The organism is Solidesulfovibrio magneticus RS-1 (genome assembly GCF_000010665.1).
GTDB lineage: Bacteria > Desulfobacterota > Desulfovibrionia > Desulfovibrionales > Desulfovibrionaceae > Solidesulfovibrio > Solidesulfovibrio magneticus.
In genome coordinates, this window is sequence record NC_012796.1 from 961,524 (window position 1) to 987,184 (window position 25,661).

At 66.7% G+C, this 25,661-nt stretch carries 24 protein-coding genes; 10 read left to right on the forward strand and 14 right to left on the reverse strand.

The features are described from left to right. The first annotated feature begins 62 nt into the window (after positions 1-62). The 5 genes from DMR_RS04130 (at position 63) to DMR_RS04150 (ending at position 6,315) form a co-directional block, all read left to right on the forward strand. Positions 63-1,625 (forward strand): alkaline phosphatase, encoded by a 1,563-nt coding sequence (locus DMR_RS04130; RefSeq protein ID WP_012750417.1) that lies wholly within the window; start codon positions 63-65, stop codon positions 1,623-1,625. A gap of 329 nt (positions 1,626-1,954) precedes the next feature. Next, entirely contained in the window at positions 1,955-3,088 is a 1,134-nt protein-coding gene (locus tag DMR_RS04135; RefSeq protein ID WP_043600050.1) for a YibE/F family protein, read from the forward strand. A 192-nt stretch (positions 3,089-3,280) separates the two neighbouring features. After that, positions 3,281-4,633 carry an MBOAT family O-acyltransferase gene (locus DMR_RS04140; protein ID WP_012750419.1) on the forward strand — a complete coding sequence of 451 codons (1,353 nt, stop codon included), beginning with the start codon at positions 3,281-3,283 and terminating at the stop codon, positions 4,631-4,633. A 2-nt stretch (positions 4,634-4,635) separates the two neighbouring features. Next, positions 4,636-5,757 carry an alginate O-acetyltransferase AlgX-related protein gene (locus DMR_RS04145; RefSeq protein ID WP_012750420.1) on the forward strand — a complete coding sequence of 374 codons (1,122 nt, stop codon included), beginning with the start codon at positions 4,636-4,638 and terminating at the stop codon, positions 5,755-5,757. 183 nt (positions 5,758-5,940) lie between these two features. Then, on the forward strand, positions 5,941-6,315 hold the full coding sequence (locus DMR_RS04150; RefSeq protein WP_012750421.1) for a hypothetical protein: 375 nt from the start codon (positions 5,941-5,943) through the stop codon (positions 6,313-6,315). 135 nt (positions 6,316-6,450) lie between these two features. On the opposite strand, the gene DMR_RS04155 is transcribed toward DMR_RS04150, so the two are convergent. Genes DMR_RS04155 through DMR_RS04175 form a run of 5 tightly spaced genes read right to left on the reverse strand, consistent with a single transcriptional unit; the run spans position 6,451 to position 9,828 of the window. After that, positions 6,451-6,864, reverse strand: coding sequence for a bacteriohemerythrin (locus DMR_RS04155; protein ID WP_043600053.1), 414 nt, complete (start codon positions 6,862-6,864; stop codon positions 6,451-6,453). A gap of 43 nt (positions 6,865-6,907) precedes the next feature. Further along, on the reverse strand, positions 6,908-7,519 hold the full coding sequence (locus DMR_RS04160) for a hypothetical protein (protein WP_012750423.1): 612 nt from the start codon (positions 7,517-7,519) through the stop codon (positions 6,908-6,910). A 51-nt stretch (positions 7,520-7,570) separates the two neighbouring features. Continuing rightward, positions 7,571-7,765: a hypothetical protein gene (locus DMR_RS04165; protein ID WP_012750424.1), complete on the reverse strand. Its 195-nt coding sequence runs from the start codon at positions 7,763-7,765 to the stop codon at positions 7,571-7,573. Positions 7,766-7,809: 44 nt separating this feature from the next. Then, positions 7,810-9,351 carry a methyl-accepting chemotaxis protein gene (locus DMR_RS04170; RefSeq protein WP_043600054.1) on the reverse strand — a complete coding sequence of 514 codons (1,542 nt, stop codon included), beginning with the start codon at positions 9,349-9,351 and terminating at the stop codon, positions 7,810-7,812. A gap of 57 nt (positions 9,352-9,408) precedes the next feature. Further along, complete coding sequence (locus DMR_RS04175; RefSeq protein ID WP_012750426.1) at positions 9,409-9,828, reverse strand: hypothetical protein; 420 nt, start codon at positions 9,826-9,828, stop codon at positions 9,409-9,411. A gap of 251 nt (positions 9,829-10,079) precedes the next feature. On the opposite strand from DMR_RS04175, the gene DMR_RS04180 reads away from it, so the two are divergent. The 4 genes from DMR_RS04180 (at position 10,080) to DMR_RS04195 (ending at position 15,597) form a co-directional block, all read left to right on the forward strand. Next, entirely contained in the window at positions 10,080-11,978 is a 1,899-nt protein-coding gene (locus DMR_RS04180; protein ID WP_052278946.1) for an esterase/lipase family protein, read from the forward strand. 241 nt (positions 11,979-12,219) lie between these two features. Beyond that, positions 12,220-13,887: a histidine kinase dimerization/phospho-acceptor domain-containing protein gene (locus DMR_RS04185; RefSeq protein WP_012750428.1), complete on the forward strand. Its 1,668-nt coding sequence runs from the start codon at positions 12,220-12,222 to the stop codon at positions 13,885-13,887. Positions 13,888-13,958: 71 nt separating this feature from the next. Then, positions 13,959-14,594: a DUF47 domain-containing protein gene (locus DMR_RS04190; RefSeq protein ID WP_012750429.1), complete on the forward strand. Its 636-nt coding sequence runs from the start codon at positions 13,959-13,961 to the stop codon at positions 14,592-14,594. Continuing rightward, positions 14,587-15,597, forward strand: coding sequence for an inorganic phosphate transporter (locus DMR_RS04195; protein ID WP_012750430.1), 1,011 nt, complete (start codon positions 14,587-14,589; stop codon positions 15,595-15,597). The genes DMR_RS04190 and DMR_RS04195 overlap by 8 nt, the downstream gene beginning before the upstream one ends. Before the next feature lie 558 nt (positions 15,598-16,155). On the opposite strand, the gene DMR_RS04200 is transcribed toward DMR_RS04195, so the two are convergent. The 7 genes from DMR_RS04200 to DMR_RS04230 all read right to left on the reverse strand — a co-directional run bounded on the left by DMR_RS04200 (position 16,156) and on the right by DMR_RS04230 (position 22,263). Then, positions 16,156-16,821 (reverse strand): hypothetical protein, encoded by a 666-nt coding sequence (locus tag DMR_RS04200; RefSeq protein WP_012750431.1) that lies wholly within the window; start codon positions 16,819-16,821, stop codon positions 16,156-16,158. A 135-nt stretch (positions 16,822-16,956) separates the two neighbouring features. Further along, entirely contained in the window at positions 16,957-17,355 is a 399-nt protein-coding gene (locus DMR_RS04205; RefSeq protein ID WP_012750432.1) for a MucR family transcriptional regulator, read from the reverse strand. A gap of 120 nt (positions 17,356-17,475) precedes the next feature. Further along, positions 17,476-19,425, reverse strand: coding sequence for a SpoIIE family protein phosphatase (locus DMR_RS04210; RefSeq protein ID WP_012750433.1), 1,950 nt, complete (start codon positions 19,423-19,425; stop codon positions 17,476-17,478). Further along, entirely contained in the window at positions 19,409-20,395 is a 987-nt protein-coding gene (locus tag DMR_RS04215) for an ABC transporter substrate-binding protein (RefSeq protein ID WP_012750434.1), read from the reverse strand. Before DMR_RS04215 ends, DMR_RS04210 begins: the two co-directional genes overlap by 17 nt. A 61-nt stretch (positions 20,396-20,456) precedes the next feature. After that, positions 20,457-21,311 carry a prolipoprotein diacylglyceryl transferase gene (locus tag DMR_RS04220; RefSeq protein ID WP_012750435.1) on the reverse strand — a complete coding sequence of 285 codons (855 nt, stop codon included), beginning with the start codon at positions 21,309-21,311 and terminating at the stop codon, positions 20,457-20,459. A 63-nt stretch (positions 21,312-21,374) separates the two neighbouring features. Continuing rightward, positions 21,375-21,575 carry a hypothetical protein gene (locus DMR_RS04225; RefSeq protein ID WP_043601483.1) on the reverse strand — a complete coding sequence of 67 codons (201 nt, stop codon included), beginning with the start codon at positions 21,573-21,575 and terminating at the stop codon, positions 21,375-21,377. Positions 21,576-21,708: 133 nt separating this feature from the next. Next, the gene (locus DMR_RS04230; protein ID WP_012750436.1) at positions 21,709-22,263 is read right to left on the reverse strand and encodes a hypothetical protein; all 555 of its coding nucleotides are present in this window, start codon (positions 22,261-22,263) and stop codon (positions 21,709-21,711) included. A gap of 89 nt (positions 22,264-22,352) precedes the next feature. Between DMR_RS04230 and DMR_RS04235 the strand changes: the two genes are divergently transcribed. Then, positions 22,353-23,447 carry a radical SAM protein gene (locus DMR_RS04235; RefSeq protein WP_012750437.1) on the forward strand — a complete coding sequence of 365 codons (1,095 nt, stop codon included), beginning with the start codon at positions 22,353-22,355 and terminating at the stop codon, positions 23,445-23,447. 95 nt (positions 23,448-23,542) lie between these two features. Here DMR_RS04235 and DMR_RS04240 read toward each other — a convergent pair whose 3' ends face one another. Continuing rightward, positions 23,543-24,028, reverse strand: a complete 486-nt coding sequence (locus DMR_RS04240) for a GNAT family N-acetyltransferase (protein ID WP_012750438.1) — start codon at positions 24,026-24,028, stop codon at positions 23,543-23,545. Continuing rightward, positions 24,025-25,557, reverse strand: a complete 1,533-nt coding sequence (locus tag DMR_RS04245) for an SDR family oxidoreductase (RefSeq protein ID WP_012750439.1) — start codon at positions 25,555-25,557, stop codon at positions 24,025-24,027. Before DMR_RS04245 ends, DMR_RS04240 begins: the two co-directional genes overlap by 4 nt. Between the last annotated feature and the right edge of the window lie 104 nt (positions 25,558-25,661).

The window sequence follows — 25,661 nt, forward strand, 5'->3', positions numbered from 1 at the left end:
CCACGGGTTCGTCACACGGCCGGCCTATCCGTTTCGCGATACCCGAAACGGAGGAAACAACCATGCGCCGACACGTCCTGCCGCCTTTTTGCGCGGCCCATATCAACCGCCTGGCCTGGATCGTCCTGGCCATCCTCATGCTGGCCGCCACAAGCGCCCATGCCGCCGCGCCCAAGTACGTCTTTTTCTTTATCGGCGACGGTCTGGCCATGGCCCAGCGCAGCGCCGCCGAATACTTCCTGGCCGCCAAGGACGGCAAACCCGAACCCGGCATCGTCAAGCTCGTCATGAACAAGATGCCGGTCCAGGGCATGACCACCACCTATTCGCTCAATTCCATCATCACCGACTCCGGCGCGGCCGGCACCGCCCTGGCCTCGGGCGTGAAAAGCTACAACGGGGCCATCGGCGTGGACGGGGCGAAAAAGCCCGTGCCCACCATGGCCGAAAAAGCCCGGGACAAGGGCTACAAGGTCGGCATCGTCTCCAGCGTGTCCCTGGACCACGCCACCCCGGCCTGCTTCTACGCTCATCAGCCCAGCCGCAACAATTACTATGAGATCGCCCTGGACGCCGCCAAAAGCGGCTTTGACTACTTCGGCGGCGGCGGCTTCAAGGACCCGGCCGGCAAGAAGTCCAAGATCGAAGGTGAAAAGCAAAACGCCCTGGATGCCCTCAAAGCCGCCGGCTACGTCGTGGCCGATACGGCCGAGGCGATCAAGGCCGCCAAGCCCGGAACCAAACTCGTGGCGCTCAATCCCGAACTCGACGCCGACAAGGCCCTGCCCTACGCCCTGGACGGCGACAAGAAAGGCCTGACCCTGGCCGACTACACCGCCAAGGGTATCGAACTGCTGGACAACCCCAAGGGTTTTTTCTTCATGGTCGAAGGCGGCAAGATCGACTGGGCCTGCCACGCCAACGACGCCGCCGCCTCCATCGAAGACACCCTGGCCTTTGACGCCGCCGTGGCCGAAGCCGTCAAATTCGCCGAAAAGCACCCCAAGGACACGCTCATCGTCGTCACCGGCGACCACGAGTGCGGCGGCATGACCCTGGGCTTTTCCGGCACCCGCTACGGCAACTACTACGACTATCTCAAGAACCAGAAGGCTTCCTTCGAGGGCTTCACCGCCGCCCTGAAGGACTACAAAAAGACCCACGACGCCGCTTCGGCCAAGTTCGAGGACGTCGTGCCTATGATCAAGGCGAACTTCGGCCTCATCGTCCCCGCCGAGGCCGACCTCGAAGCCATGAAGAGCGCTCCCAAGCCCGACGAGAACGTGACCTCCCCGGCCAACCCCTACGGCCTGTACCTGCGTGACTTCGAAGTCGCGGCGGTCAAGGACGCCTTCGCCCGCTCCATGCAGGGCGAATCCCAGAAGTCCGGCGACGAAATGGACTACCGGGCCTACGGCGGCTACGAGCCCCTGGCCGTGGCGCTCACCCACATCCTCGGCCAGAAAGCCGGCATCGGCTGGACCAGCTACTCCCACACCGGCGTGCCCGTGGTCACCTCGGCCGTGGGACCGGGCGCGGAAGCCTTCGCCGGCTACTACGACAACACCGATCTGGCCAAAAAGCTCATGGGCGCTCTTGGCGACAAGCAGATCGCCAGTAATTAAAGAGGGTAAGATGCCTCCGGCGGCTGGGGGCCTGAGGCCCCCAGACCCCCCGAAAGGTGAAAAGGGGGAGGGCGGACGGCAGGCTGCGAAGGTCAACCACATGAACACTGCCGGGCGGAGGCGTCTCCGCCGGCGACCGGCCGGGGCCGCGACCTGGAACCATGTTCCGGGACGCGGCCCCGGACTTATGGTTCCAAGTCCTGGGAACCGCGGTTTCGCCAAAAGTGGGACGCCGTCATGGCCGGAGGCCGACGGCTGAAGCCCGCTTACGGCGCAGGAGACTACACAAGGTCCGGTCGGCGACAAGGCCGCCCGGCAAAAGGACCGACATGGCGAGGATGGCATTGGGATCGCGTAAGGATTGGATTCTGCTGGCCGTGGTGGCGGCCTTGTGCGTCGGCCTGTGGCATTGGCCCACCGGCTTCGAGGAGCGCCTGCCCGCCGACGCGCTCCAGGTCAAGGCCACGGTCACGGCCGTGGACAACGCCCATGTGCGCCAATATGGCCTCGTGCGCGAGGGCGAGCAGCGGGTGACGGCGGTTCCGGTCTCCGGCCCCTTTGCCGGCCGGCCGGTGGTCGCCGACAACATCCTCGTCGGCAAGCTCGAAATGGACAAGCTGTTCGCCCCGGGCGACTCGGCCCTGCTGGTCCTGTCCCTGCGCGGCGACGCCATTGTCTCGGCCGTGGCCCAGGACCATTGGCGGCTCTCGCTCCAGGGCTTGCTGCTGGGGATTTTCGCCCTGGCCCTTATCGCCTACGCCGGCCTGGTCGGGGTCAAGGCCGTGGTCTCGTTTGTGTTCACGGCCTTGCTCCTGTGGAAGGTGCTGGTGCCGGCCACCCTGGCCGGGGTCGATCCCATGTTGTGCGTCCTTGGCGTCATCGCCACGCTCATGGCGGCCATCGTGTTTCTGGTCGGCGGCGTGAACCGCCGTTCCCTGGCCGCCTACCTCGGCTCGCTTGGGGGGGTGGGCGTCACCTGCCTGCTGTCCCTGGCCACGGCCCCGGGCTTTGCCCTGCCCGGCTCGGTCAAGCCCTTTGCCGAAATGCTCCTCTATACCGGCTACGCCCATCTGGATCTCGGCCGCATGTTCCTGGCCACCATTTGCCTGGGGGCCAGCGGGGCCATCATGGACGTGGCCATGGACGTGGCCGCCAGCCAGTCCGAGGTGGCCGCCCACCACCCGGAAATCGGGCGCATGGGCCTTTGTCTGTCCGGTCTTCGGGTCGGCCGGGTGGTGGTCGGCACCATGGCCACCACCCTGCTTCTGGCCTACTGCGGCGGCAGCCTGGCGCTGCTCATGGTGGTCATGGCCCAGGGCGTGCCGCTTATTAACGTGGCCACCATGCCTCATGTGGCGGCGGAGATCGCCAATACCCTGGTGGGCAGTTTCGGACTGGTCACGGCCGCGCCCCTGACCGCCGCGGCCGGCGCGCTGCTTTTGGCCGAGGGCGGCAAGGGCTGAGGCCTTGAGGCTCTGTTTGGGAGAGTCGCGTCGGCGAGAACGGGGGAGGGGGCGGTTGGCGTCCCAGCTCCCTGGGCGGACAGGTTTGGCGGCAATTTTCGGCTGCGATCCAGGCCCGCCCCGTTGGCGGCGACTTGCTTTTTGACGGCCGGCGGGTAAACCCCCTGCCATGCCTTACGGCAAGGAGGGGGTATGATACCGGATTCGCCGCTTTTTCTGTACGGCTTTTTGCCGGCGGTCCTGGCGCTGTTTTATGTCTCGCCCGTGGGCCTGCGCTGCGGGGTGCTGCTGGCGGCAAGCGCCGTATATTTCTTTCTGGCCGATGCCGCCGGCCTGCCGGTCCTGGCCGGGGCCATCCTGGGCAACTACCTGCTCGGCCGCCTGATCGACGGGGCGAAAGGTCCGGCCCGGCAGCGCTTTGTCGCCCTGGGCGTGGCCGCCAACGTGGCCCTGCTCGCCGTCTATAAATACGTCACGGACGCCGCGCCCCTTGGCGTGTCGTTCTTCACCTTCTCGGCCATTGCCTATCTGATCGACGTGGGGCGCGGCCAGCTCGCCGCCGAGACAAGCGGTCTGCGTTTCGCCACGGCCATGGCCTTTTTTCCCAAGATCACCGCCGGCCCCATCGCCCGGTTCGGGCCGCTTTTGCCGGAACTGGCCGTGCCGCGCCCGACGCTTGACGACTTTCGGGAAGGCGGCTGGAGGCTGGCCGTGGGCCTGGCCAAGAAAACCCTCATCGCCGGAGCCTTGGCCCCCATCGCCGACGACGCCTTCAGCCGGTCGGCCGGCCTGGACATGGCCACGGCCTGGCTGGGGCTGGTCTGCTACACGGCGCAGATCTACTACGATTTTTCCGGCTACACCGACATGGCCGTGGGCATCGGCCGCCTGTTCGGGACGCGGCTGCCCGAGAACTTCGACCATCCCTACATCGCCCGCAGCGTGCGCGAATTCTGGCGGCGCTGGCATATTTCCCTGTCCACCTGGTTTCGCGACTACCTCTACATCCCCCTGGGCGGCGGCCGCGTCGCGCCCTGGCGGGTGCAGTGCAATTTGCTGGTCGTCTTTGCCCTGTGCGGCGTCTGGCACGGGGCCACGCTCAATTTTCTGGTCTGGGGCCTGTGGCACGGGGTGTTTTTGTCCCTGGAGCGCACCCGTCTGGGCCGGGCCTTGGACCGCGCCCCGGCCGTCGTGCGCCACGGCTATCTGCTTGCCGCCGTGATGCTTGGCTGGGTGCTGTTTCGGGCCTCGGACTTCGCCGTGTCGGCGGCCTATTACAAGGCGCTTTTCTCGTTTACGGCCGAAGGGTTCGATTACGCCTGGCTGGCCGTGGTCACCCGCCAGCGTCTGGCCGCGTTGGCTGCGGCGGTGGTCTTTGCCATGCCTCTTGGCGGGGTGTGGCAGGCCGTGTGCCGCCGTTTCGGTTCGTTCGAGGCGATTGTGGCTGCCTGGGGCCGTCTGGCCGCCCTGGCCGTGCTGCTTGGAGCCTCGGCCATGGCCGTGGCCGCCGGCGGCTATTCGCCCTTTATCTACGCGAGGTTCTAGCCATGGTCCGTCTGGCGAACATCCTGCAAATCCTGGCCGTCGTCGTTTTTCTGGCCGCGCCCTACGGTCTGCCGCTTATGGGCGTCTCCGGCGGCCGGCTGGCCGTGGAAAACCGCCCCGTGGCCCCGGTTCCGCCCCTGGCCGAGGCCCTCGACGCGCCCGGGCGCTACGGTCCGGCCCTGGCCGCCCACGTCCGCGACGCCGCGCCCTTTCGCGACCACCTCATCCGGGCCAACAACCGCCTGCGCCTGGCCCTTTTCGGCGAATCCCCGGTGCCTGGGGTCATCGTCGGTCGGGACGATTGGCTCTATTACAATCTGGAACACGCCCTGGACGACTATCTCAACGTCGTGCCCCTGTCCGAGCGCGACATGCAGGAGATGGTGCGCGTCCAGGTGGGGCGCCGCGACTGGCTGGCCGCAAGGGGCATCGCCTATCTCATCATGTTCGCGCCCAACAAGGAGCGCGTCTATCCCGAGCATCTGCCGCCGGGTCTGCATCCGCTGCGGCCCGACTCCCGCCTGTCCCAGATCATCCCCCGGCTGCGCGCCGCCGGCCTGGACGTCCTGGATCTGCGCCAGGCGGTGATCGCCGGCAAGACGGCCGGTCGGACCTACATGAAGACCGACACCCACTGGAACGGTTACGGCGGGCTGCTTGGCGCATCAGCCTTGGTGGCCGCTCTGTCTGGGCGTTTTCCAGCTCTTGAGCCTCTGGACCCTGCCGGCTACGAACTGGCGGTGACGGATCGTCCCGGCGGCGATCTGTCCGAGATGTTGCTTCTGCCCGACCTCCGGCGCGAACCCGACGTGTCGGCCAGACCTCGGGGCGCAGCCCTGGCCCGGGCGGCCGCCCCGGGCGATTATCCCGATCCGGCCGATCATCCCGAGCGGGAGCGGGCCGCCTATGAAACGGACCGCAAGGATTGGCCCCGGGCGGTCTTTTTCCATGATTCCTTCGCCCGGGCCATGCAAACCCACGCGGCCGAGCGCTTTTCCCGGTCGGTGTTCTTGTGGACCCATGCCCTGGTTCCTTTCGTCATCGAGAAGGAGCGGCCGGACGTGGTGGTGCTGGAAGTGGTCGAACGGTATGTCTTTGCGCTGTTAGTTGATAGGTCTAACTAGTTGATTTGTAAATGATAGCGGTCGTGCGTTTTTTGATTTTGCTGGTCGGGGATTGTTGACAGCTTTGGCGTTTGCGATTAATAGACTAATTCTGTCGAAAATTAGCGACAGGTCAGGTGTCGCAGGAATCAGCAAGGCCGGTTTTTTTTACCAAGCCCAGAATCACGACTTGGGAGGCCACATATGGCGACATTATCCGGTAGTGGCGGACTGTTTGACTTCAGTTCGCTTTTTTCCAACCTCGGCGGAACCACGGGGGGCGTCAGTCTGTTTGGTTCCACCGACACCGGCACCGGCTTGTTCGGCGGCTTGGGCGGCGGCCTGACCTTCGGCACTACCGGAACCGGCCTGGACTTCGGCTCGCTGTTTGGGACGGGCGGCTCGCTGTTTGGGACGGGCGGCTCGTTGTTTGGGACCTCCGGGGGAGGGTTTACTCTCGACTTTTCGAGCCTTGGGGGCACCTCCAGCCTGTTCGGGGGCAGCTTCGGCACGGGCGGCACCCTGGACTTTTCCTCGCTGTTCGGTTCCGGCGGCACCACCTTCAACTTCTTCAGCTAACCACCGGCCGTATAGCGGTGTGATAAAAGCCTGGCAACCATTTGGATTGCCAGGCTTTTGTCGTTTTTTTTTTGGAGGGCGACGTCGGGTGGGCAGCCAGAGTCGCCGGACCTTGGCGGGAGAAACGTATTGCCGTCAGGACGAGGCGGCGTCGTTTTCCCGGACAAAAGTGGCGAATCGCATGTCCTCGTCGCGGATGTGCCGGATGAACCAACTGCCCAGGTATTCCAGGGTCTCCAGGGAGACAAGGCCGACGCCTTCTCCCAGGCGGTTTTCGAGTTCCGCCACCATGCCCCGAAAGGCGTCATGCTGCACCCGGTGGGCCGGCAGTTGCGGGTAGCCACGGGCGTCCATCAACGCTTCCTCGTCCGAGAAATGCCCGTCCGCGTAAAGCCGCATGCCTTGGAAGGCGTCCAGGACGCCTTGACGGTGATGCCCGGCCTCGATTTGGGCGGCCAAGTCCGTCAGCATGGAGAGAAATAGGGCGTGCTGTTCATCGATAAGCGCAAATCCGGTGCGCAACGAATCAACAAATGCAATCTGTTCCATAAAGACTTCCTGAGAACCTTTCATAAGGAAGGGCGAACCCGCCTCAGCGCGGCAAATACCCGTGGTCAGGCCCGGCCTTGCCGGCTTTTTCCGCGGCGCCCTTGGCCGAACCGTGGCGCTGCTGCCAACAGGCCCGCTCGGCTTCGAGCAGGCCCCAGTTGGTGAGCTTGACCGTGCTGCCCGGCCCCAGCTCCGGATCCTCGCCTTCGGCATGTTGCAAAATCAGGCTCACCGGGCGCAAGCGGGAGTCGGAAAAGGACCACTTGTTGCCCATGACCCGGCCTTCCAGATCGCCCTTGTACTGGGTGGGGTCGCCGTAGAGCGTGAGCATCTCGCCGCTTAACTTGCGGAAAAAGTCCATGTCGCCGTTGCGGTAGCGCATCTTGATCCGCACCACGGCTCCCGGCGCGGCGCAGGTTCCGACCAACACGTAACCGCCGTCGAAAAACTTGTCGCCAGACACCGGCAACCGTTTGACCCACGGCGCTTCCGACACGTCGCGGGGCTTGCGGACGTCCACCCGGGCCTTGGCCTTGGTCGCCGGTTCGCCCAGGGCGATGCCGGCCAGGCTGGTCGGGGTTTCGGCCCGGGCACTGCCGGCGGCCAGCACGGCCAGAGTCAGGACGGCCAGGAACAGGGCACGGATACGGGGCATGGCGACTCCTTGGAAATGGGGCGGGCATGTGAGCGGGCCTTGCCGGCGGGGTTAACGCTTTTTGCCCAGGCGGGTGCTGTCATGGACGCCGCGCCGGGTGATTTCGCGGGATTTGAAGGCGTCGAAATCGAATTTTCCCGGCGCGATGACGTCGTGCCGACGGCTGACGGTCTTGCGGATGACGAGCCACAGCCCGACGCTGACAGCGACGAAGGCCACGGCCACGATTACAAAGCTTTGCCACATGGGGTGGATATAGCCGCAAAGGCGGCGACTGTCATCCGGGAGCGTCAGCGCCTGGTCGCACCCACGAAAAGCGCGTTGAGATCATCGGCCACCCGGGACAGTTCTTCCACGGCCAGGGCGGATTCGGCCATGGCCTGGGAGGTGTCGGAAACGGCCTGGGCGATGTCTTCGCCGGCCCTGGCCGCGGCCTCCCCGGCGTTGGTCTGGCCGGCGGCGGTGTCGGCGATGGCTCGGACGTGGCGTGAGGTCGCGTCGGCCAGGGACAGGATGGCGTCCAGGGCGGAGCCGGCCTCGCCGGCGATGCCGGCGGTTTGTCCGACCAGGGCCACGGCCTCGCCGGTGGCCTGGCGGTTGGTCTCGGCGCTTTGGCGGATGGCCGTGACGTTGCGGTCCACCTCGCGGGTGGCGGCCATGGTCTTTTCGGCCAGTTTTCGGACTTCATCGGCAACAACAGCGAAGCCTCGGCCCGATTCCCCGGCCCGGGCCGCCTCAATGGCGGCATTAAGCGCCAGCAGGTTGGTCTGGTCGGCGATGTCGGAGATGACGCCAAGGATGCCGCCCACTTCCGTGGCCTGAGCCGAGAGCGTGTCCATGTGGTTGCCCAGGGCGACGGCCTTGCCGGACAGTTCGTTCATGCCGGCCAGCACCCTGGCCATGGTGTCGGCCGCGCCGGCGGCCTGGTCGCGGGTTTTTTGGGCCACATCCCCGGCCTCGCCGGCGGTGCCGGCGATGTCGCGCGCGCCGTGGCCAAGGCTCGTCACCGAGGCGGCCACCTGACCCATGCGGGTCTTCTGGTCGTCAGCGGCCCGGCTGGCCTGGGACACCTGTTCGGCCAGTACCCGGGCCGCATCGGCCAGGTCGGAAGCCAGGCCGCCGGCTCGGCGGGCCAGTTCGGCGGTCTGGTCGTTTTGCTGGCAGATGGCCGCTTCCTTGGCCTTGAGCTCGGTCATGTCGAGATAGAGGCAAAGCCCGCCGATGACCGCGCCGGCCGTGTCGCGCAGGGCGAAGACGTTGGCCAGCACGTCGCGCCGGCCGCCTTTGTGGCCGGTGATGGTGACTTCCAGGTTACTGAAAACCTGTCCCTGGTTCATGGCTTTGCCCACGGCTGTGGGGCGTCCGGGATCATTATAAAACACTTCGGCCAGGGTGCGGCCGAGCTGGCGCTCGGGCGGCCCGTCGATCTCCAGCATGTTCAGGGTGGCTTGGTTGGTGAACAGCGTGCGCTCCTTGGGGTCGACCAGCAGGTAGGGGATGGGCAGCCCCTTGGTGATGCCCGACAGAAACCCCCGGGTGGTGCGCATGGACTCGGCCAGCCCGGCCAGGGCTTCGGCCAGCTCGGGGGGCAGCTCCCCGGCGTCTGGCGCGCGGTCGGCGGCCAGGGCGGCCAGGGCTTCGGCCATGGCCTTGTCCTGGCGCTGGCGCGCGCCCCCAAGGACCCAAACGGCGGCGGCGGCCGTGGCCGTCGGCAAAAGGCCGCCCATCAGGCCGGCCACGGCCCCGGAGGCGTCCACGAACCAACCCAACAATGCGGCGGCGGCCAGGGATGCCGCCGTCGCGCCAAGCCAGCCAAGCAATTGTCCGGACATACGCATTCCTTGAAGTGCTCTTAACGTGCTCAGGTGTTGTCGAAACCTGGGAACGCGTCAGTTCATGGGCAACATGCGGTGGCGGTCGCTGCTGCCGGCCGTGGTCTGCCAGACGTCGCCGTCCTGGACGCAGTAGGTCGAGCCGTCGTACTCGACGGTCATACAGTTGCCGTTGATGGCGGCCGGCGTCCAGTCCTTGAATGATCGCAAAGATTTGCCGTCCAACATGTAGTAATAGACGCCGTAGCCGCCGGCGTCCTTGACCAGGCAGTATTCATACTTGTTGGGGCGGTTGAATTCGCCGGGTCGGCTGCGCAAATAACACCCCATGAGTTTGGGGTCAGGCTCCTTGTTGACCGTGGCATAAACAGACGGCTTCCCGGAGATGTCTGTTTTGCTGACGGCGACAAGGCCGTTGCAGGCGGAAAGACTGAGGGCGGCCAGTACCGTCAAGATGCACAAGCTCAAGCGGTTCATGGGGCGGCTCCTGGTTGAAGGAAAACAGTCTGCCTTTTAATAGACTTTTTAGGAAGCCATGGCAACAACGGGAGGCGCTGCAAGCGGCGCGTCAGGGGGCTGCCCTGGCGGCGGGGGGGCTGGCATGAAACGTACGCGTCGTGACAGAGGCGATTGAGGCTTTACCGTCCGTGCCGGCTGTCGTAAAAGACGGCGCTTCTCACACGGCGCGGGCCTCGGCCTCGCCGCCAACCGTCGCCGCGAGGTCGCCCATGCCCAGACGCCTGCCGCTTGTCGTCCTGTTGATGTCCCTGATGTGCCTCGCCTGCCTGGGCGGCTGCGCCCGCATCGGCGTACGCCCCTCATCCCTGGACGACCGGGCCGCCAAGCTTGACCGCACGGCGCTCAATTCCGACCGGCCTTCCGAGCGCACCCTGCGGTTCGTGCGCCAGCGCGACCTGGAAGCGTCCCTGGCCGCCGATCCCGAAACCATGCTGGCCGCCCTGGACGCCGAAGCCCGGGACGAGAAGGACCGGGAGGCGCTTTTCGCCCTGGCCGAACTCTGCTACCGCGAGGCCGTCAAAAGCAAAGGCGATCCGGCCAAAGCGGCCATGTTCTATCTCTCCAGCGCCGTCTACGCCTATGCCTATCTCTTCGACGACACGTACCGGCCTGTGCTTGACGTCTACCATCCCTATTCCAGGCAAGCCATGGAGTTCTACAACCGCTCCCTGGCCAACGTGCTGCTCCATGCCCGGGCAACCAACCTGCGCTACGCCAAGGGCAAGGAACTTCCCTGGCTCATGGGCCGGGTGCGCCTGGCCGAGCGACGCTCGGAGCTGACGTTTAGTCCCGAAGAGGTGGAAAGCTACCATCTGGCCTACGAATTCGACGTGCGGGGGCTTACGCCCCAGCAGGTGCGCCTGGGCCTTGGCGTGCCCGTGGCCGTGGTGCGCCGTCCCCCCGAGGGCGACAAGCTCGCCCCGGCCGAGCGGTTCACCCCGCCCGTGCGTCAGACCTACGCCGCCACCGTCTTTTTGCGCTTCGCCCCGGTCGCCGACGCGGCCAAGCCGCGCAACCGGATCTACGAGGCCGATTTCGAGATCCACGACCCCATGAAGACCGACGCCCTGGACGTGGCCGGCCGGCGCATCCCCCTGGAGAGTGACCTGACCACGCCCCTGGCCTTCATGATGCAAAACACTCCCGAACCAAGCGGTCTCGAAGGCATGATGAATCCGGCCGCCTGGGAGAATCTCACCCGCCTCTACATGCTCCAGCCCTATGACCCGGGAAAGATTCCCGTGGTCTTCGTCCATGGGCTGCTTTCCTCGCCCTCCACCTGGGCCCCCATGTTCAACGGCCTCATGGGCGATCCCGAACTGCGTTCCCGCTACCAGTTCTGGTTTTTCCGCTACCCCACCGGCAATCCCATGCTCTTTTCGGCCGGCTCCCTGCGCGCCTCCCTGGACGAGGCCCGCCGCGTCTTCGATCCCGACGGCACAAATCCCGCCTTCAACGACATGGTGGTGGTGGGTCACAGCATGGGCGGCCTGCTGACCCAAACCCTGGTGGAAGACAGCGGCGACGATCTCTGGAACGCCTTTTCCAAAGCGCCCCTGGACACCCTTGCCGTGTCGCCCGACGTGCGCGACGCCCTGCGCCGCACCTTCTTTTTCTCCCGCCGGCCCTACATCACGCGGGTGGTCTTCATCGCCACGCCCCATCGCGGCTCGGAAATGGCGCTCGGCATCATCGGCAAGATCGGCCGCACGCTCATTACCCTGCCGCTGACGGTGCTCAAGCCTTTTGGCGCGGTCACCGCCGCCTTGGCCCACGCCGGCAAGACGCCGGGCGGCGCCCAGGCCGCCGTCGACAAGATGCCGACCGGCGTCGACAGCCTCTCGCCCAACAACCAAGCGCTCAAGATCCTGGTCGAAAAGCCCTTGGCCACGCCCTACCATTCCATCATCGGCAACGAGAAAAAGTCCGATGTCGCCGGCGGCTCCGACGGCGTGGTGCCCTACTGGAGCTCCCATCTCGACGGCGCGCAGTCGGAAAAGATCGTCCACTCCGGCCACAGCGCCCAGGACCACCCCCTGGCCATCCGCGAAGTGCGGCGTATTCTGCTGGAGCACTTGAAGGATGCTCCAGCGCCGGCGGCGCAGTAGGAAGAGGGGGAGTGCCTCCGGCGGCTGGGGGCCTGAGGCCCCCAGACCCCCCAGATGGGAAAAGGGGGGGCTTGGCGGGGGCGAGGGCAAGCGCGTTTCCGACGGCCGCGCTCCGGTTTTGTTGGTTGTCACGAGATTGTCACACGGCTAGGGCCTTGCCCCCGACCGGCTTGCCGCCTATACCTTGCCCGTCACGAAACCGCCTCGGATTCGTCACGCTTCTGCCATGTCGGGAGGGGAAATGTCGCGGCGCTCCATTACGCTCAGCCACCTGCTGTGGACCTGGGGATTTTTTCTCCTGGTTCTTAGCGGCGTTTTCCTCTTCGCCGCCGGCCGGGCCGAGCGGGCCGCCCTGGCCGAGGCCGAGGAACGCGCTCGCCGTTCCCTGGATCTGGCCCAATATCTCCTGCGCTCCCATCCCACCTTCGGCGGCAACGCCGATCTGGCCGCCTACGTCGATAGCCTGGGGCCGCATCTGGGCTTTCGCTTGACCTACATCGCCGCCGGCCGGGTGCTGGCCGATTCCGACGTGGGCGCGGCCGGCGTCGGCGAGATGGAAAACCACGCCGACCGGCCCGAGATCAAAAAAGCTCTGGAAGGCGGCTTCGGTCAGGATCTGCGCTTAAGCCGCACCCTGGGCCGGGACATGCTCTACGTGGCCCAGGCCATCCCGGCCGAAGCCGGGCTGCCGGCCGGCATCGTGCGCCTGGCCCTGCCCGTGTCGTCCCTGCGGGCCGAGATCGGGCGCTTCCGGGAAACCCTGCTCGCCGTCCTGGCCCTGGTCTTCGTGGCCGGCGGGGCGGCCTCGGCCATCCTGGCCCGCCGTCTGTCGCGCACCGTGGGCGAGATGGCCGCCGTGGCCCGGGACATCGGCCACGGCCACTTCGACCGGCGCATCCACCTCGTGCCGGCCGCCGATTTCACCCCCCTGGCCGAGGCGATAAACGCCCTGGCCGGCCGCATCGGGTCCCATGTGGGCGAGATCGAGGCCCGGCGCGCCCGCCAGGACGCCATCTTCGACGGCATGGCCGAAGGCCTGGCCATCCTTGATTCGGCCGGGCGCATCACTGCCGCCAACCAGGCGTTTCGCGCCATGTTCCCCAAGTTCGACGATCCCACCGGCCGCATCCCCCTGGAGGCCGGCGCGCCCCTTTGCGTGCAGCGCGCCCTTGGCGAAGCCGGCGCGGCCCCGGGCAGCGTGCGGGCCGTTGGCCGCTTTGAACTGTCCAGCGGGCGCGTGGTGGACGTGGTCGAGGCCGTGCCGGCCACCCCGGAACTGGGGCGCATCCTCACCTTCCACGACGTCACCGAAGCCGCCGCCATGGAACGCATTTTCCGCGACTTCGTCATCGACGCCTCCCACAACCTGCGCACCCCCCTGACCAAGGTCCTCGGCTACGCCGAAACCGCCCGGGGAATGCTGGCCGCCTCCCCCCCGGACACCAACGGGGCCGACGCGGCCCTGACCGTGGTCGAGCGCGCCGCCACGGCCATGAAGGGGGTCATCGACGAACTACTCACCGCCGCCCGGGACCGTTTCGCCGCCGCCAAGGCCAAGGCTCCGGCCACCGATCTGCTGGCCGCCCTCAAGCAGGCCCTGGCCGCCGTGTCGCCCATCCTTGGAGCCAAGGGCGTCACCGCCCGCCTGGTCGAGGCCCCGGACGGGCCGGTCGGCGTGGCCGTGCCCCATGAAACCCTGGTCCAGGCCTTTTCGGCCATCCTGGTCCAGACCCCGGACGCCGCCTCCACGGCCGTGCGGCTGCTGCGCGAGGAGCGCGGAACCTATGCCGTGCGCTTCGAAGGGCCGGCCCGGCTGGACGTGGCCCTGCCCGTGGCCGATCTGGCCTCGGCCGGCGGCGAAGTCTTTTTCGACGGAGCAACCCGGGTGGTGCGGCTGCCCGCCGCCTGAACCCGACACACCAAATAACCTTGGCCGGCAAACGCCCGCCAAGGCCCAATCATCAACCCGCGGAGACGCGCATGGGTTTTAGCCTCTTCCCCAGGTCGGTCAAATTCTACGACCTCTTCAAGGAACAGCACCGCAAGCTGATCAAGGCCGCCGTCATTCTCGACGAACTTTTCACCGACTTCACCGACGTCGAGGAACGCTGCAAACGCATCAACATCATCGAGTCCGAAGGCAACGCCATCAGCCGGCGCATCGCCAAGGAACTGTCGATGACCTTCATCACGCCCATCGACCGAGAGGACATCCACGAGATCAACCTCACCCAGGAAGACATCCTCAACCTCATCAAGGCCATCGCCTCGCGCATCGGACTCTTCGGTTTCGACCGCATCCGCTACCCGGCCCGGCGCATCGTCAACAATCTGCGGGCCATGATCGAAGAACTCGGACATGTCCTGACCAAGATGAGCGAAAACAAACGCTCCGAGGAAAGCTTCCACAAGATCGAGAACCTCAAGCACGAATGCGAGACCCTGCTCATGGTCGGCATCGGCGAACTCTACGACGGCGGCGACGAGACCGCGGACTATGCCGCCATCCTCGACATCGTCAAATGGAAGCACATCTTCGACCGCATCGAGGCGGCCGTGGACCGCGCCGAATCCCTCTCGGACGTCCTGGAAGGCGTGGTGCTCAAAAATGCCTGATCTGCCCATTCTCCTCGTGGCCGTGGTGGTCATCGCGCTTATCTTCGACTTCACCAACGGCGCCCACGACAGCGCCAACGCCATCGCCACCATCGTCTCCACCAAGGTGCTCTCGCCCATGACCGCCGTGCTCATGGCCGGGGCGCTCAACCTCTTCGGCGCGTTTCTGGGCACCTCGGTCGCCCACACCATCGGCAGCGGCATCATCCGGCCCGAGCTTGTCACCGGCAGCCAATGCCTGGTGCTGGCCGCGCTTCTGGGGGCCATCTTCTGGAACCTCCTCACCTGGTACCTGGGCCTGCCCTCGTCGTCGTCACACGCGCTCATCGGTGGCCTCATCGGCTCGGGCATCGCCTTCGGCGGCTGGTCGGCCCCGAGCTACGACTCCATTTGCAGCAAGGTCCTCATTCCGCTTTTTCTCTCCCCCGTGGCCGGCTTCGTCTCGGGCTACCTGCTCATGGTGCTGCTGTCCTGGATGGTGGTGCGGGCCTCGCCGGGACGGGTCAACTTCCTGTTTAAAAAACTGCAAATCCTGTCCTCGGCCTTCATGGCCACCAGCCATGGCCTAAACGACGCCCAGAAAACCATGGGCATCATCACCCTGGCCCTGTTCAGCTTCCACCAGATCCCGGAAATGACCGTGCCCTTCTGGGTCAAGCTCTCCTGCGCCCTGGCCATGGGCATCGGCACGGCCTCGGGCGGCTGGAAGATCGTCAAGACCATGGGACACAAGATCTTCAAGCTCGAACCCATCCACGGTTTCGCCGCCGAAACCGCCGCCGCCGCCGTGATCAGCGGCGCTTCGGCCCTGGGCGCGCCCATCTCCACCACCCACATCATCTCCACCACCGTCATCGGCGTCGGCGCCTCCAAACGCCTGTCCGCCGTGCGCTGGGGCGTGGCCGGCCGGCTGGTCGTCGCCTGGGTGCTCACCATCCCGGCCTCGGCCATCGTGGCCGCGCTGTGCTACTGGGCGCTTGAGATGGTCGGATTGGCCGCATAGATTTGGACGATACGGGGAGGATGCCTCCGGCGGCCGGGGGGCTCAGCCCCCCGGACCCCCGACCTGGGGACGGACGGGCGGGGGATCGTCGGCGGGCGGCGGCCCGAGAGAAGGCGGGGGCTTGAATTTCGGCGTTCCCCCCGGCCGGCTTCCGGCCGGGGGGAACGCCGAAATTCAAGCCCCCAACTCGCCAGCGAAAAGCGTGGATTTTGGCGCGATCAAAGCCTCGCGCCAAAATCCACGCTTTTCGCATGTTCTTGCGCTCGACAGAACGCACAGTCCTCTCCCGGGAAATCCCCACCTGTCCCGTGCCGGGCAACCCCTGGCGAACCGGATCGTTGGCATTTCGAGGGCTTCGAGCACCCGGCGATAGCCGGGCGCATCGAAGTCCTCGAAATGCCAACGATCCACGCGGCGCAGCCGCCAAGCGCGCAAGCGCTCAAAGCGCCTTCCAGCGCCTGCGTCCACCAAAACGGCTGCTTCCCTTGCCGTTCCCATTCGGGGTTTCCAAAGGGGGTCACCCCCTTTGGCCGCCGGAGGCATTCTTAATATCTTACGCTAACTTACCATCCAGTATCCCTTGCGCGGCTCCGGGGTGAAGGGCCGGCGGCCCAGCGCGGCGCACAGGCCGTTGGCCACGGCGAGGAAGGCGGGCATGGTCGGCTGGGCGGGGTCTGCGGCGGCGTAGGCTTCGGCCAGGGCGGCGGTGGTGGGGTCGGGGGTGGCGGTGGGGTCGATGCGCAGGAAGTGGCGGGCGGCGGCCAGGGTGTGGGCGTCGGCCAGGCGTTGGCGTTCGTCCTGGGAGAGGTTGTAGCGGTCGAGGGTGAAGGGGCGGGGGGTATTGAGGCGCGGTCCGGCCTGGGCCAGGGCCAGGCTGAGGGCGGCGTCGAAATCTTCGGGACAGCGGGCGCGCAGGGCGGCGTCCACGAACCAGTCGCGAGCGGCGCGCAGCAGGTGTTTGCGGGCCACGGCGTGGCCGTGCAGCGACACGCCCCAGACCTTGGTGGCGGAAAAAAGGCGCGGCATGTGTTCGCACAGGCTGGCGCGGACCAGGTCGGCCAGCACCTCGAAGCGTTTGGCCGGCTGGCGCGGGGTGACGAACACGTGGGTGCGGGTGTCGGGGTTGGACCAGCCTTCGGCGACGTCAGCGTCGGAGGGCATTTCCTCGACGGCCCAGGCGAGGGAGCCGCGCACGGCGGCGATGGCGTCTTCGAGGCAGGGCACTGGGGGGAACCTCGCGGGTCCGGTCGGGGAGGGGGCTTGCGGCGGCGGGCGGCCGGATCGTCCGCGCCGGAGGGCGTGCCCGCGTTGGGGCGGCCCGGCCGGAGCCGGGCCGCGAGGGATGCTTTGTTGGTTTGGCTACTGAGCGACCTTGCGCCGTCTCTCCCACAAGCGCATGTCCTTCATCTTCTTGCGGCGTTCCCGTTGCAGGGACTTGGCCGCCAGGGGGGCTCCCTTCTTGTAGCCGTACTTGGCCCGGTATTCCTCCGGGGTCAGGTTGTGCGCCGCCAAGTGCTTCTTGGTGAGGACCTTGAAGGACTTGCCGCACTCCAGGCAGACCACGCTGCTTTCCTTGACGGCCTTGGACGGGTCCATGGCCGGGGTGGGGGCATCGGTCGGGGCGGCCTCCGCTTCCGCCGCGGCCTGGATGCCCGCCGCCACATTACGCAGCATTGAGGTGATCTCGTCGTCGGTCATGGTCCTGACCGACGCCTGGGCCTTGACGATTTCCAAGGCGGCTTTCAAGTATTCTTCCATTTGCATCTCCTGCTGATGACTTTGGGTCTCCTTAAAATGAACGGAAGAGAATTGCAACAAAATTGCACTACGCCATTTCGCCTTGTTATATTAAGAACAAAGTGACTTCGTGGCGGCTGTTCAGGTCGGATCGGAGCCGCGATACAGGAGCGTGAGGACGGTGATGTCGTCGGCCTGCTCGGCATCTTCGGCGTATTCCGTGGCGGCTTGCATGACGGCGGCGTCCAGGACCTCGGGCGGCATGGAGGCGGCTTTGGACAACACGGTCAGCAACCGGTCCGTGCCGAAGAGTTCCTGGGCCGGGTTCTGGGCTTCGGTGACGCCGTCGGTGAAGGCCACGATCTTTTCGCCCGGCGTCAGGGTCACTGTGGCGGTGCGGTAGACGGCGTCTTCCATGACGCCGAGGAACAGGCCGCGCGGCAGGGCCAGCCAGGAGACGGTTCCGTCCGGAGCGATGCGGGCCGGCGGGTTGTGGCCGGCGTTGGAGAAGGTCATCTCGCCGGTGTCGCAGTCGAGGATGGCCAAAAACATGGTGACGAACAGCATGGATTCGTTGTCCACGCACAGTTCGCGGTTGACCTTGGCCAGGATTTCGGCCGGATCGGATTCCTGCTCGGCGTTGCCTTTGATCAGCGTCTTGGTGACGGCCATGAAAAGCGCCGCCGGCACGCCCTTGCCGGACACGTCGCCGACCAGGAACAGCAGCCGGCCGGGGCCGAGCAGGAAGAAGTCGTAGAGGTCGCCGCCCACTTCCCGGGCCGGGAGCAGGTCGGCGTGGAGGGCGAAGCTGGTGATTTCCGGGAAGGGCGGGAACCGCTTGGGCAAAAAGCTCATCTGGATGTTGCGGGCGATTTTCAGTTCGGATTCCAGGCGTTCCTTGGCCTTGGTGGTGGCGGTCAGATCGGCGATGTAGTCGCGAAGGGCCAGGCGCATCTGTTCGAAGGATCGCGACAGCGCCCCGACTTCGTCGTGGCCTGCGCCCAGGGGCACCGGGGCGTCGAGGTTGCCGTGGGCGATCTCGGCGGCGGTGGCGGCCAGGCGTGACAGGGGGCGCGTGATGTGGGCGGCGATGGCGGCGATGACGAGGAGCAGCGCCGTGAAGCCGGCTCCGCCGAGGATGGCCACCTCGCGGCCGAGCTTTCGCAGCGGCGCGAAGAGCTCGTCCTCGGGCACGATGACGCCCATGGACCAGCCGGTCAGGCGCATGGGGGCAAAGGCCACCCAGGCCGGCTTGCCCAGGATGAAGTCGGGCAGGCGGGCGAAGCCTTCCTCGCCGGCGATCATGCGCCGGCCCAGGGTCCGCAGTTCGGGGCTGGCGAACTGTTCGGCCCGGCTGAAGATGCTCTCGCGCATGACCAGCCGGTTGTCGGGATGGGAGAGCAGCACGCCGCTGCGGCTTAACAGGAACGCGTAGCCCGAGTTGTACAGCGAGATCCGGCCGACCTGCGCGCGCAGCCAGTCCAGGGCCACGTCGGCCGTGACCACGCCGAGGAAGGCAGGGCCGGCCGGCGTTTGCCCCATGACGGGCACGCTGTAGGTGGTCATGACGATGTCGCCGCCGGATTCGTCGAAGTAGGGTTCGCTCCAGACCGGCTTTTGCAGCACCTTGGGCACGAGATACCAGTTCTGCAGTTCGTAGTATTCCTCGTAGCCCAGTCCGACCTGGGCGATTTCGCCATTCTTGCGGCAAAAATACGGGCTGTAGCGGGGCAGGCCGTGGAAGACGAGGGGCTCGAAGGCGGCGGCCGCGCCGAAGACATCGGGATTGGCGGTCAGAAAGTCGGTCAGATCGCGGTCGAGGTCGGCCGGGGCGGGCAGCTCCTGGCCGAGTTTGAGGGCCATGAACTGGGGCACGCGTTCGATGGCGGAGAGTGGGGCTTCCAGACGGCTGACGGCCCGGCGCAGCAGGTTTTGGGCGTTGTCGCGCACGGATGCCAGCAGCATGTCCTTGGAGGAGCGGTAGTAGTAGGCAAAGGCCACCGTGAAGATGAGCGTGGCGCTGGTGAGGATGCACACGGCCAGTTTGAAGGCCAGTCCCCGTGTCGGGCGCACGTCAAGGGAGGGGGACATGGAATTCCTCGTAGGAGGGGGCGTTGGCGGCAAGTCCGGCCGCGCCCAGGGCCTTGGCGGCGGCCTGGTAGCGCAGTCGGGTCAGGGTTCCCAGGGGGTCTCCCGGGCCGGTCATGGCCTGGCGCAGGCTTTCGAGCATCCATTTCTGGTGCATCCGGTTGGTGGGCAGATGGGCGGCCGAGACATGGCTCATGACCACGTCCAGGGCCTCTTCGGGATGGGCAAACGCGTATTCCCAGCCCCGTACCGAGGCCCGGGCCACGCCCCGGCACAGGTCGGGATCGGCGGCCAGCACCGAGGCCAGGGTATAGAGACCGTCCTCGGGCAGGTCCAGGCCGTGGGCGCCGAGGTCGAAAACCGTCAGCTCCTCGGGATCAAGGCCGGCGTTTATGATGGCATGGTATTCGTTGTAGCGCATGGCCGAGCAGGCGGCCACGCCGCCGCGCAGGAACAGGTCCACGGTGAACCCCTGGGGCACGGGTTCCACGGTCAGGCCGTAGCGTTGGAAAAAGGTCCTGGTGGAGAGCTGGAATTCGGGACCCCACAGGCTGACCTTGCCCCCGGCCAGATCGGCCGGCTTTTCGATGCCGTCGGCTTTTTTGGCGATTAAAAGCTGGGTGGAGTGGGGCACGAACTGGGCCAGGTTGACCAGGGGCAGGCCTTCGGCCCGTTTGAGCAGGGCGGTGGCCAGGAAAAACGTGCCGAACTGGGCCTTGCCCTCGGCCAGCAGCCGGGAGGGCGGCTGCCCTGGGCCGCCGCGCAGGATAGTCATGTCCACGCCTTCGGCGGCGTAGAAGCCCTTGGCCAGGGCCACGTAAAAGCCGGCGAACTGGGCCTGGGGCTCCCATTGGGGAATGAGTGACGCTTTTTTAAGCGCTTCCCCGGCCAGGCAACGCCCGGTCGCGGCCGTCATGACGCACCAGGACAGCAGCGCGACGGCGACGAGTCTCCGCCAGTCTCCTTTTCGCATGGCCCTGGCTGTAATCCTTTTGCCGTAATTTGCCTAGAGGCCGGCTCGCTGAAGGGGAAGATTACCGCGCGTGGGGAAAATTGGATTTCGAAACAGGGGCGACGGACCGTTTGCCGCCGCCAAAGGCGACCGCGAGCACGGCAGCCAACGTGGTCAGGGCAATGTACTGCGAGGCGGAAAGGCCGAAGTACACGCCGCGTATGGCGTCGCCGCGCCAAAATTCCAGAGTGAAGCGCAGTGCCGCGTAACCGGCGAGGTAAAAAGCCGTCAGCCGGCCCGGAAGCTGCGGCCGGCGTTTGGAGAGCAGAAGCAGCAGGGCGAACAGCACGAGATTGCCGGCAGTTTCATAGAGTTGCGAGGGATGGACCGGTAGCGAAGCCACGGCCCCGTCCGGCAGAAGCCCCTGGCTTTTGTGCTGCAAAAAGGCCGGGGAACCGGCCGGGAAACGCACGCCGCAAACGGAATCCGTGGGCGCGCCGAAGCAGCAGCCGCCAAAAAAGCAGCCCAGCCGGCCAAAGGCGTGGCCCAGGGGGAGGTAGAGGCACACGGCGTCTAAAAGCGGCCAGGGGGAAAGGCGCATGATCCGGCAGCCGGCGTACATGGCGCAAAGCCCGGCCAGGGCGCCGGTGTAAAAGACCAGACCCCCGGCGGCGAGTAGCCCATAGGTCAGGCGGCCGGCGGCCAGGGCGTCCTGGATGATGGGGAGCAGCCGCGCTCCGGCCAGGCCTATGGGCAGGGAAGCCAGAAAAACGAGCTGGTAGCGACCACGGTCCGGGTTGCCGGCCAGATCGCGGCGGGCAAAGGCCGCGACCAGGGCCAGCCCGGCCAGGGACAGGAACAGATAGCCGGCTTCGAGGATGGCAAACGCGCTGACGTCCGTTGCCCGGGACAGAAGAAAGGCAATAAATCCGCCCATGGCGCTGATTGGCCCCTTACACGTACAGGAGGAGAGACATGGCCGTAGGCGCGGGCGGACCGGCTATTTGCCGCTGCCGCCGCACTCGAAGCACGAGCATTTCAGGCCCAGGCAGCCGCACGAGGCCATCTCGCAGCAGCTCGCCCCGGACACGGCGTCGGCGTAGGCGGCGTAGGATTCGCCCGGGGCAGTCCGGGCAAAGGCGAAAAGCGCTCCGGCCAGCAGGGAACACGCGACCGTGGCGGCAATGAGAACGCGCTTCATGAACATACCTCCGCTAAAAATGCGACGCCCCTTGTACGCCACGGCGCGGCCGGGCGCAATGCCGGGGTAGCCTTTGGCCCCGGCTCCTGGTGGCTCGGAGTGAAAACGGTGCGTTCGCCGCAGCCTTGCCGCGTTATTTGAATTTGAGCTGGAGGTGGATGGTGGCCGTGCCGTCGTCAAAGGAGATGTTTTGGAGCATGGTTTCCCGGATGACGGTGTAGGCGTCGGGCGGGTGGATGTCCACCCGGGTGAGGTCCTTGCGGCCCAGCTTGACCGGCACGCGCTTGTTGCCGATTTTAAAGAGGATCTCGTCGCCGTTTTGGTACCAGAAATAGTAGGTGCGGTTTTCGGTGAAATAGTAGGCCGGCTCGTAGGTGGGGACGTTTCGGGCCAGGGGTTTTTCCAGGCTCATGTCCAGGCGGTAGATGTCCGGGGCGACTTTCACCACGTTAAAGGCCGTCATGGCGTAGCGGCCGGCGCTGTCGGGGTTTCCGGTGCGCAGCACGGCGTAGCCGGCCATGACCTGGAAATCGATGGGCGCGGCCGGCAGGTCCCGGGACTTGCCCTGGAAAAAGCGGGTCAGGGCCTGGGTGCTCTCCTCGGCGTCGGCCCGGCCGGCCGGCGCGGCAAAGACGGCCGCCCCGAGCAGGCAGCACAAGGCCAGACGGAAAAAATATGACGGCATCATCGGTCTCCACGCCCGCGCCGCCCTGGCGGACGTCGCGGAAAAGGGGTAGAGGGCATCTCGCCCCAACAACATTCTACCGTGCCGCAGCCATGAATGCAATGACACCCCTCCCCGGCGACGCCTGCGCCGCCATCCTGGACAAGGCCCGCTCCGGCGAGCGCTTAAGCCCCGACGAGGCGCTCATCCTGGCGCTGTCCGCGCCGTTGCACGATCTGTGCGCGGCCGCCATGGAAGCGCGTCTGCAAAAACACGGCCGAAACGCCTACTACGTCCACAACGTCCACGTGAACTTCACCAACGTGTGCGTCAACGCCTGCCGTTTCTGCGCGTTTTACAAAAAGCACGGCGCGCCCGGCGGACGCACCCTGTCCGTGGACGATATCGTGGCCGATCTGGCCGCCAAGAGCCACCTGCCCATCCGCGAGATCCACATCGTCGGCGGGCTCAATCCCGAGCTGCCGCTGGAGTATTACCTGGACATGCTGCGGGCCGTGTCCCGCCAGTGCCCCCAGGCCGGCATCAAGGCCTTCACCGCCGTGGAAGTGGCTCATCTGGCCGACACGCGCGGCGTGGCCGAGTTCGAGATCCTGGCGGCGCTGAAAGAGGCTGGCCTCATGATGCTGCCCGGCGGCGGGGCAGAAGTGTTCTCTCCGGCCCTTCGCGAGAAGCTGTGCCCGGAAAAGATTTCCGGCGAACGCTGGCTGCAGATCCACGCCACGGCCCATGGCCAGGGCTTGCCCACCAACGCCACCATGCTCTTTGGTCACATTGAGAGCTGGTCCGACCGGGTGGCCCACCTGTCGGCCCTGCGCGATCTGCAAGACCTCACCGGCGGCTTCACCTGTTTCATCCCCCTGGCCTACCAGCCGGCCAACAACGCCCTGAAGGCTTCTGGCCCCGACGGCCTCACCGTGCTGCGGGTCATGGCCCTGGCGCGGCTTTTCCTCGACAACATTCCGCATCTCAAGGCCTACTGGGCCATGCTTGGCATCAAGGCGGCTCAGATGGCCCTGTGGGCCGGGGCCGACGACTTCGACGGCACCATCATCGAGGAGCGCATCGGCCATGCCGCCGGGGCCGACAGCCCCAAGGGCCTGACGCTCACCGAGCTGCGCCAGGCCATCGAGGCCGCCGGTATGGTTGCGGTGGAGCGCACCCCGGATTTCCGGCCCGTGTCCCGCTAAACGCAGGAACATCGATTCGTCAGACGGGCCGTTCTCCGGGCAGGAGAACGGCCCGTTTCATATTGGCGGGAAGGGCGTGTGTGGGTACGGTTCGGCTACGGGGCCAGGGACTTGGCCATGAGGCACACGGGCAGGGAAACCTGCGGCGTCAGCTCCCGCTTGGCCGGCGTGATGATGGCGTAGCCGTGGCGCAGGTAAAACGACAGGGCGTTGCGCGAGGCGCACAACTCCAGGCCGGCCAGTCCCCGTTCCCGAGCCAGGGCCTCAACGGCGGCCAGAAGCGCCCCGCCGGTTCCGGCCGGGGCGTCCGGGGCGGCGTAGAGCAGGCTGACCTCGAAGCCGGTGAGCCCGGCCAGACCGCACAGGCGGCCGCCTTGCCAGGCAGCAAGGATGGTGTTGCGGCTGTCGTCCAGCATGGCGGCGAAGCGCTCGGGCGTGCCCCGGGCGGCCCAGGCGGCGCGTTCGCGCGGGCCGTAGCCTTCCCGGGCCTTGGTCTCGATGGCGGTCACGAAGACCCGGGACAGGGCCGTGGCGTCGGCCGTCGCAGCCGGCCGGATGGTCAGGACCGGCGGGACGCTCACCGGGCGCGCGGCAGGGAACAGGCCGCTGGCCTGGTCGGGGTGAAGCGAATCGGGCCGGACAGGGTGGGCGCGCCCATGGCCTGGGCCATGCCGCGCAGCAGTCCGGCGAAAACGAGGTTGTGGGGGATGAGCAGGGCGTACCAATAAGCCAACCCGGCCAGTCCCCGGGGCAGGAACTTGGAGTGGACGATCAGCTCCGTGGCCCCCGGGCCGGCCGGGGCCAGACGCAGTTCAAGCAGCGCCTCGCCCGGGGTGCGCATTTCGGCCAAAAGCACCAGCCGCCGGCCGGGCTCCAGGGCCACCACGCGCCAGAAATCCAGGGGATCGCCCACGGCCAGCGTCTCCCGGCGGATGGTCACGCGCCGCAGTCCCACGCCGCCGGCCAACTGGTCGAGAAAACCCCGCAGCCGCCACAAGGCGTTGCCCCAGTACCAGCCGGTGTCGCCGCCGATGCCGGCCACGGCCTTCCAGACCCGGTCCGCGTCCGCGCCCAGGGTCGCCCTGTAGCCGCATTCGTAGATCGTGCCGCCGGCATAGGGCGCGTCGCCGCAGGCCGTCCATTCCGGCGGCGCGGCGTCGCCGGCGTCGGCGCACGTCGTTTCCACGGCGTTCTGGCGGATCTTGTCCAGGGCCAGGCGCACGGCTTGGCGGATGGTCAGGCATTGACGCGGCACAAGCTCGAGAATGCGCTGGTCATGGCAGACGACCTCGTTGCGCAACCCCTCGACCAGGGGCACGATGAGCGAGCGGGGCAGCGGGGTCACAAGCTGGAGCCAGTAGGTGGAAAGGCGCGGGGTGAGCAGTGGCACGGGCACGATGAGCCGCTTGGGCAGCCCGGCCTCCTCGGCGTAGATGGCGAAGATGTCGCCGTAGGACAGGACGTCCGGGCCGCCGATGTCCAGGGTCAGCCCGGCGGTGCGCGGCTCGGCCAGACAGCCCACGAGATAGCCCAGGACGTCGGAGATGGCGATGGGCTGGCAGCGGTTTCGCACCCAGCGCGGGGTGATCATGAAAGGGAGCCGGTCCACGAGATAGCGCATGATCTCAAACGAGGCGCTGCCGGACCCGAGGATCATGGCCGCGCGCAGGTGGGTGACGGGCACGGGGCCGGAAGCCAGGACGCGGGCCGTTTCGTGCCGGGACTGCAGGTGGTGGCTCAGCGTATCGTCCTCGCTGCCCAGGCCCCCGAGGTAGATAATGCGGGAAAGGCCGGCGTCGTGGGCCACGGCGGCCATGGTGCTGGCCGCTTCCCGGTCGGCGGCGGCGAAGTCGCCCTTGGCCGAGTGCATGGAGTGGACGAGGTAGTAGGCGGCGCGGCAGCCGTCGACGGCGCGGCGCATGGCCGTGGCGTCGCGGATGTCGGCCTGGGCGAGTTCGAGGTTTGGGTGGCCGGCGAAGGGACGGCAGGCGAGCTTGTCCAGGGAGCGGGCCACGGCGCGCACGCGATGTCCGGCGGCGAGCAGGGCCGGCACGAGGCGTCCGCCGACATAGCCGGTGGCTCCGGTGACGAGGATGGGCTGGTCGTTCATGGTCGGTCCTGGGTCTGATTTGGGGCATGGTAGCAGGGCTGGCAGGGCGAGGCAACGCGTGGCCGGAAAAGGAATTTTCGCGGGCCGGAAATTTTAGCGTTGAC

Excerpts from the sequence above, each read along its gene's own strand:
- DMR_RS04130 (WP_012750417.1), top strand. The coding sequence starts at position 63 with ATGCGCCGACACGTCCTGCCGCCTTTTTGCGCGGCCCATATCAACCGC.
- DMR_RS04135 (WP_043600050.1), top strand. The coding sequence starts at position 1,955 with ATGGCGAGGATGGCATTGGGATCGCGTAAGGATTGGATTCTGCTGGCC.
- DMR_RS04140 (WP_012750419.1), top strand. The coding sequence starts at position 3,281 with ATGATACCGGATTCGCCGCTTTTTCTGTACGGCTTTTTGCCGGCGGTC.
- DMR_RS04145 (WP_012750420.1), top strand. The coding sequence starts at position 4,636 with ATGGTCCGTCTGGCGAACATCCTGCAAATCCTGGCCGTCGTCGTTTTT.
- DMR_RS04150 (WP_012750421.1), top strand. The coding sequence starts at position 5,941 with ATGGCGACATTATCCGGTAGTGGCGGACTGTTTGACTTCAGTTCGCTT.
- DMR_RS04155 (WP_043600053.1), bottom strand. The coding sequence starts at position 6,864 with ATGGAACAGATTGCATTTGTTGATTCGTTGCGCACCGGATTTGCGCTT.
- DMR_RS04160 (WP_012750423.1), bottom strand. The coding sequence starts at position 7,519 with ATGCCCCGTATCCGTGCCCTGTTCCTGGCCGTCCTGACTCTGGCCGTG.
- DMR_RS04165 (WP_012750424.1), bottom strand. The coding sequence starts at position 7,765 with ATGTGGCAAAGCTTTGTAATCGTGGCCGTGGCCTTCGTCGCTGTCAGC.
- DMR_RS04170 (WP_043600054.1), bottom strand. The coding sequence starts at position 9,351 with ATGTCCGGACAATTGCTTGGCTGGCTTGGCGCGACGGCGGCATCCCTG.
- DMR_RS04175 (WP_012750426.1), bottom strand. The coding sequence starts at position 9,828 with ATGAACCGCTTGAGCTTGTGCATCTTGACGGTACTGGCCGCCCTCAGT.
- DMR_RS04180 (WP_052278946.1), top strand. The coding sequence starts at position 10,080 with ATGCCCAGACGCCTGCCGCTTGTCGTCCTGTTGATGTCCCTGATGTGC.
- DMR_RS04185 (WP_012750428.1), top strand. The coding sequence starts at position 12,220 with ATGTCGCGGCGCTCCATTACGCTCAGCCACCTGCTGTGGACCTGGGGA.
- DMR_RS04190 (WP_012750429.1), top strand. The coding sequence starts at position 13,959 with ATGGGTTTTAGCCTCTTCCCCAGGTCGGTCAAATTCTACGACCTCTTC.
- DMR_RS04195 (WP_012750430.1), top strand. The coding sequence starts at position 14,587 with ATGCCTGATCTGCCCATTCTCCTCGTGGCCGTGGTGGTCATCGCGCTT.
- DMR_RS04205 (WP_012750432.1), bottom strand. The coding sequence starts at position 17,355 with ATGGAAGAATACTTGAAAGCCGCCTTGGAAATCGTCAAGGCCCAGGCG.
- DMR_RS04210 (WP_012750433.1), bottom strand. The coding sequence starts at position 19,425 with ATGTCCCCCTCCCTTGACGTGCGCCCGACACGGGGACTGGCCTTCAAA.
- DMR_RS04215 (WP_012750434.1), bottom strand. The coding sequence starts at position 20,395 with ATGCGAAAAGGAGACTGGCGGAGACTCGTCGCCGTCGCGCTGCTGTCC.
- DMR_RS04220 (WP_012750435.1), bottom strand. The coding sequence starts at position 21,311 with ATGGGCGGATTTATTGCCTTTCTTCTGTCCCGGGCAACGGACGTCAGC.
- DMR_RS04225 (WP_043601483.1), bottom strand. The coding sequence starts at position 21,575 with ATGAAGCGCGTTCTCATTGCCGCCACGGTCGCGTGTTCCCTGCTGGCC.
- DMR_RS04230 (WP_012750436.1), bottom strand. The coding sequence starts at position 22,263 with ATGATGCCGTCATATTTTTTCCGTCTGGCCTTGTGCTGCCTGCTCGGG.
- DMR_RS04235 (WP_012750437.1), top strand. The coding sequence starts at position 22,353 with ATGAATGCAATGACACCCCTCCCCGGCGACGCCTGCGCCGCCATCCTG.
- DMR_RS04245 (WP_012750439.1), bottom strand. The coding sequence starts at position 25,557 with ATGAACGACCAGCCCATCCTCGTCACCGGAGCCACCGGCTATGTCGGC.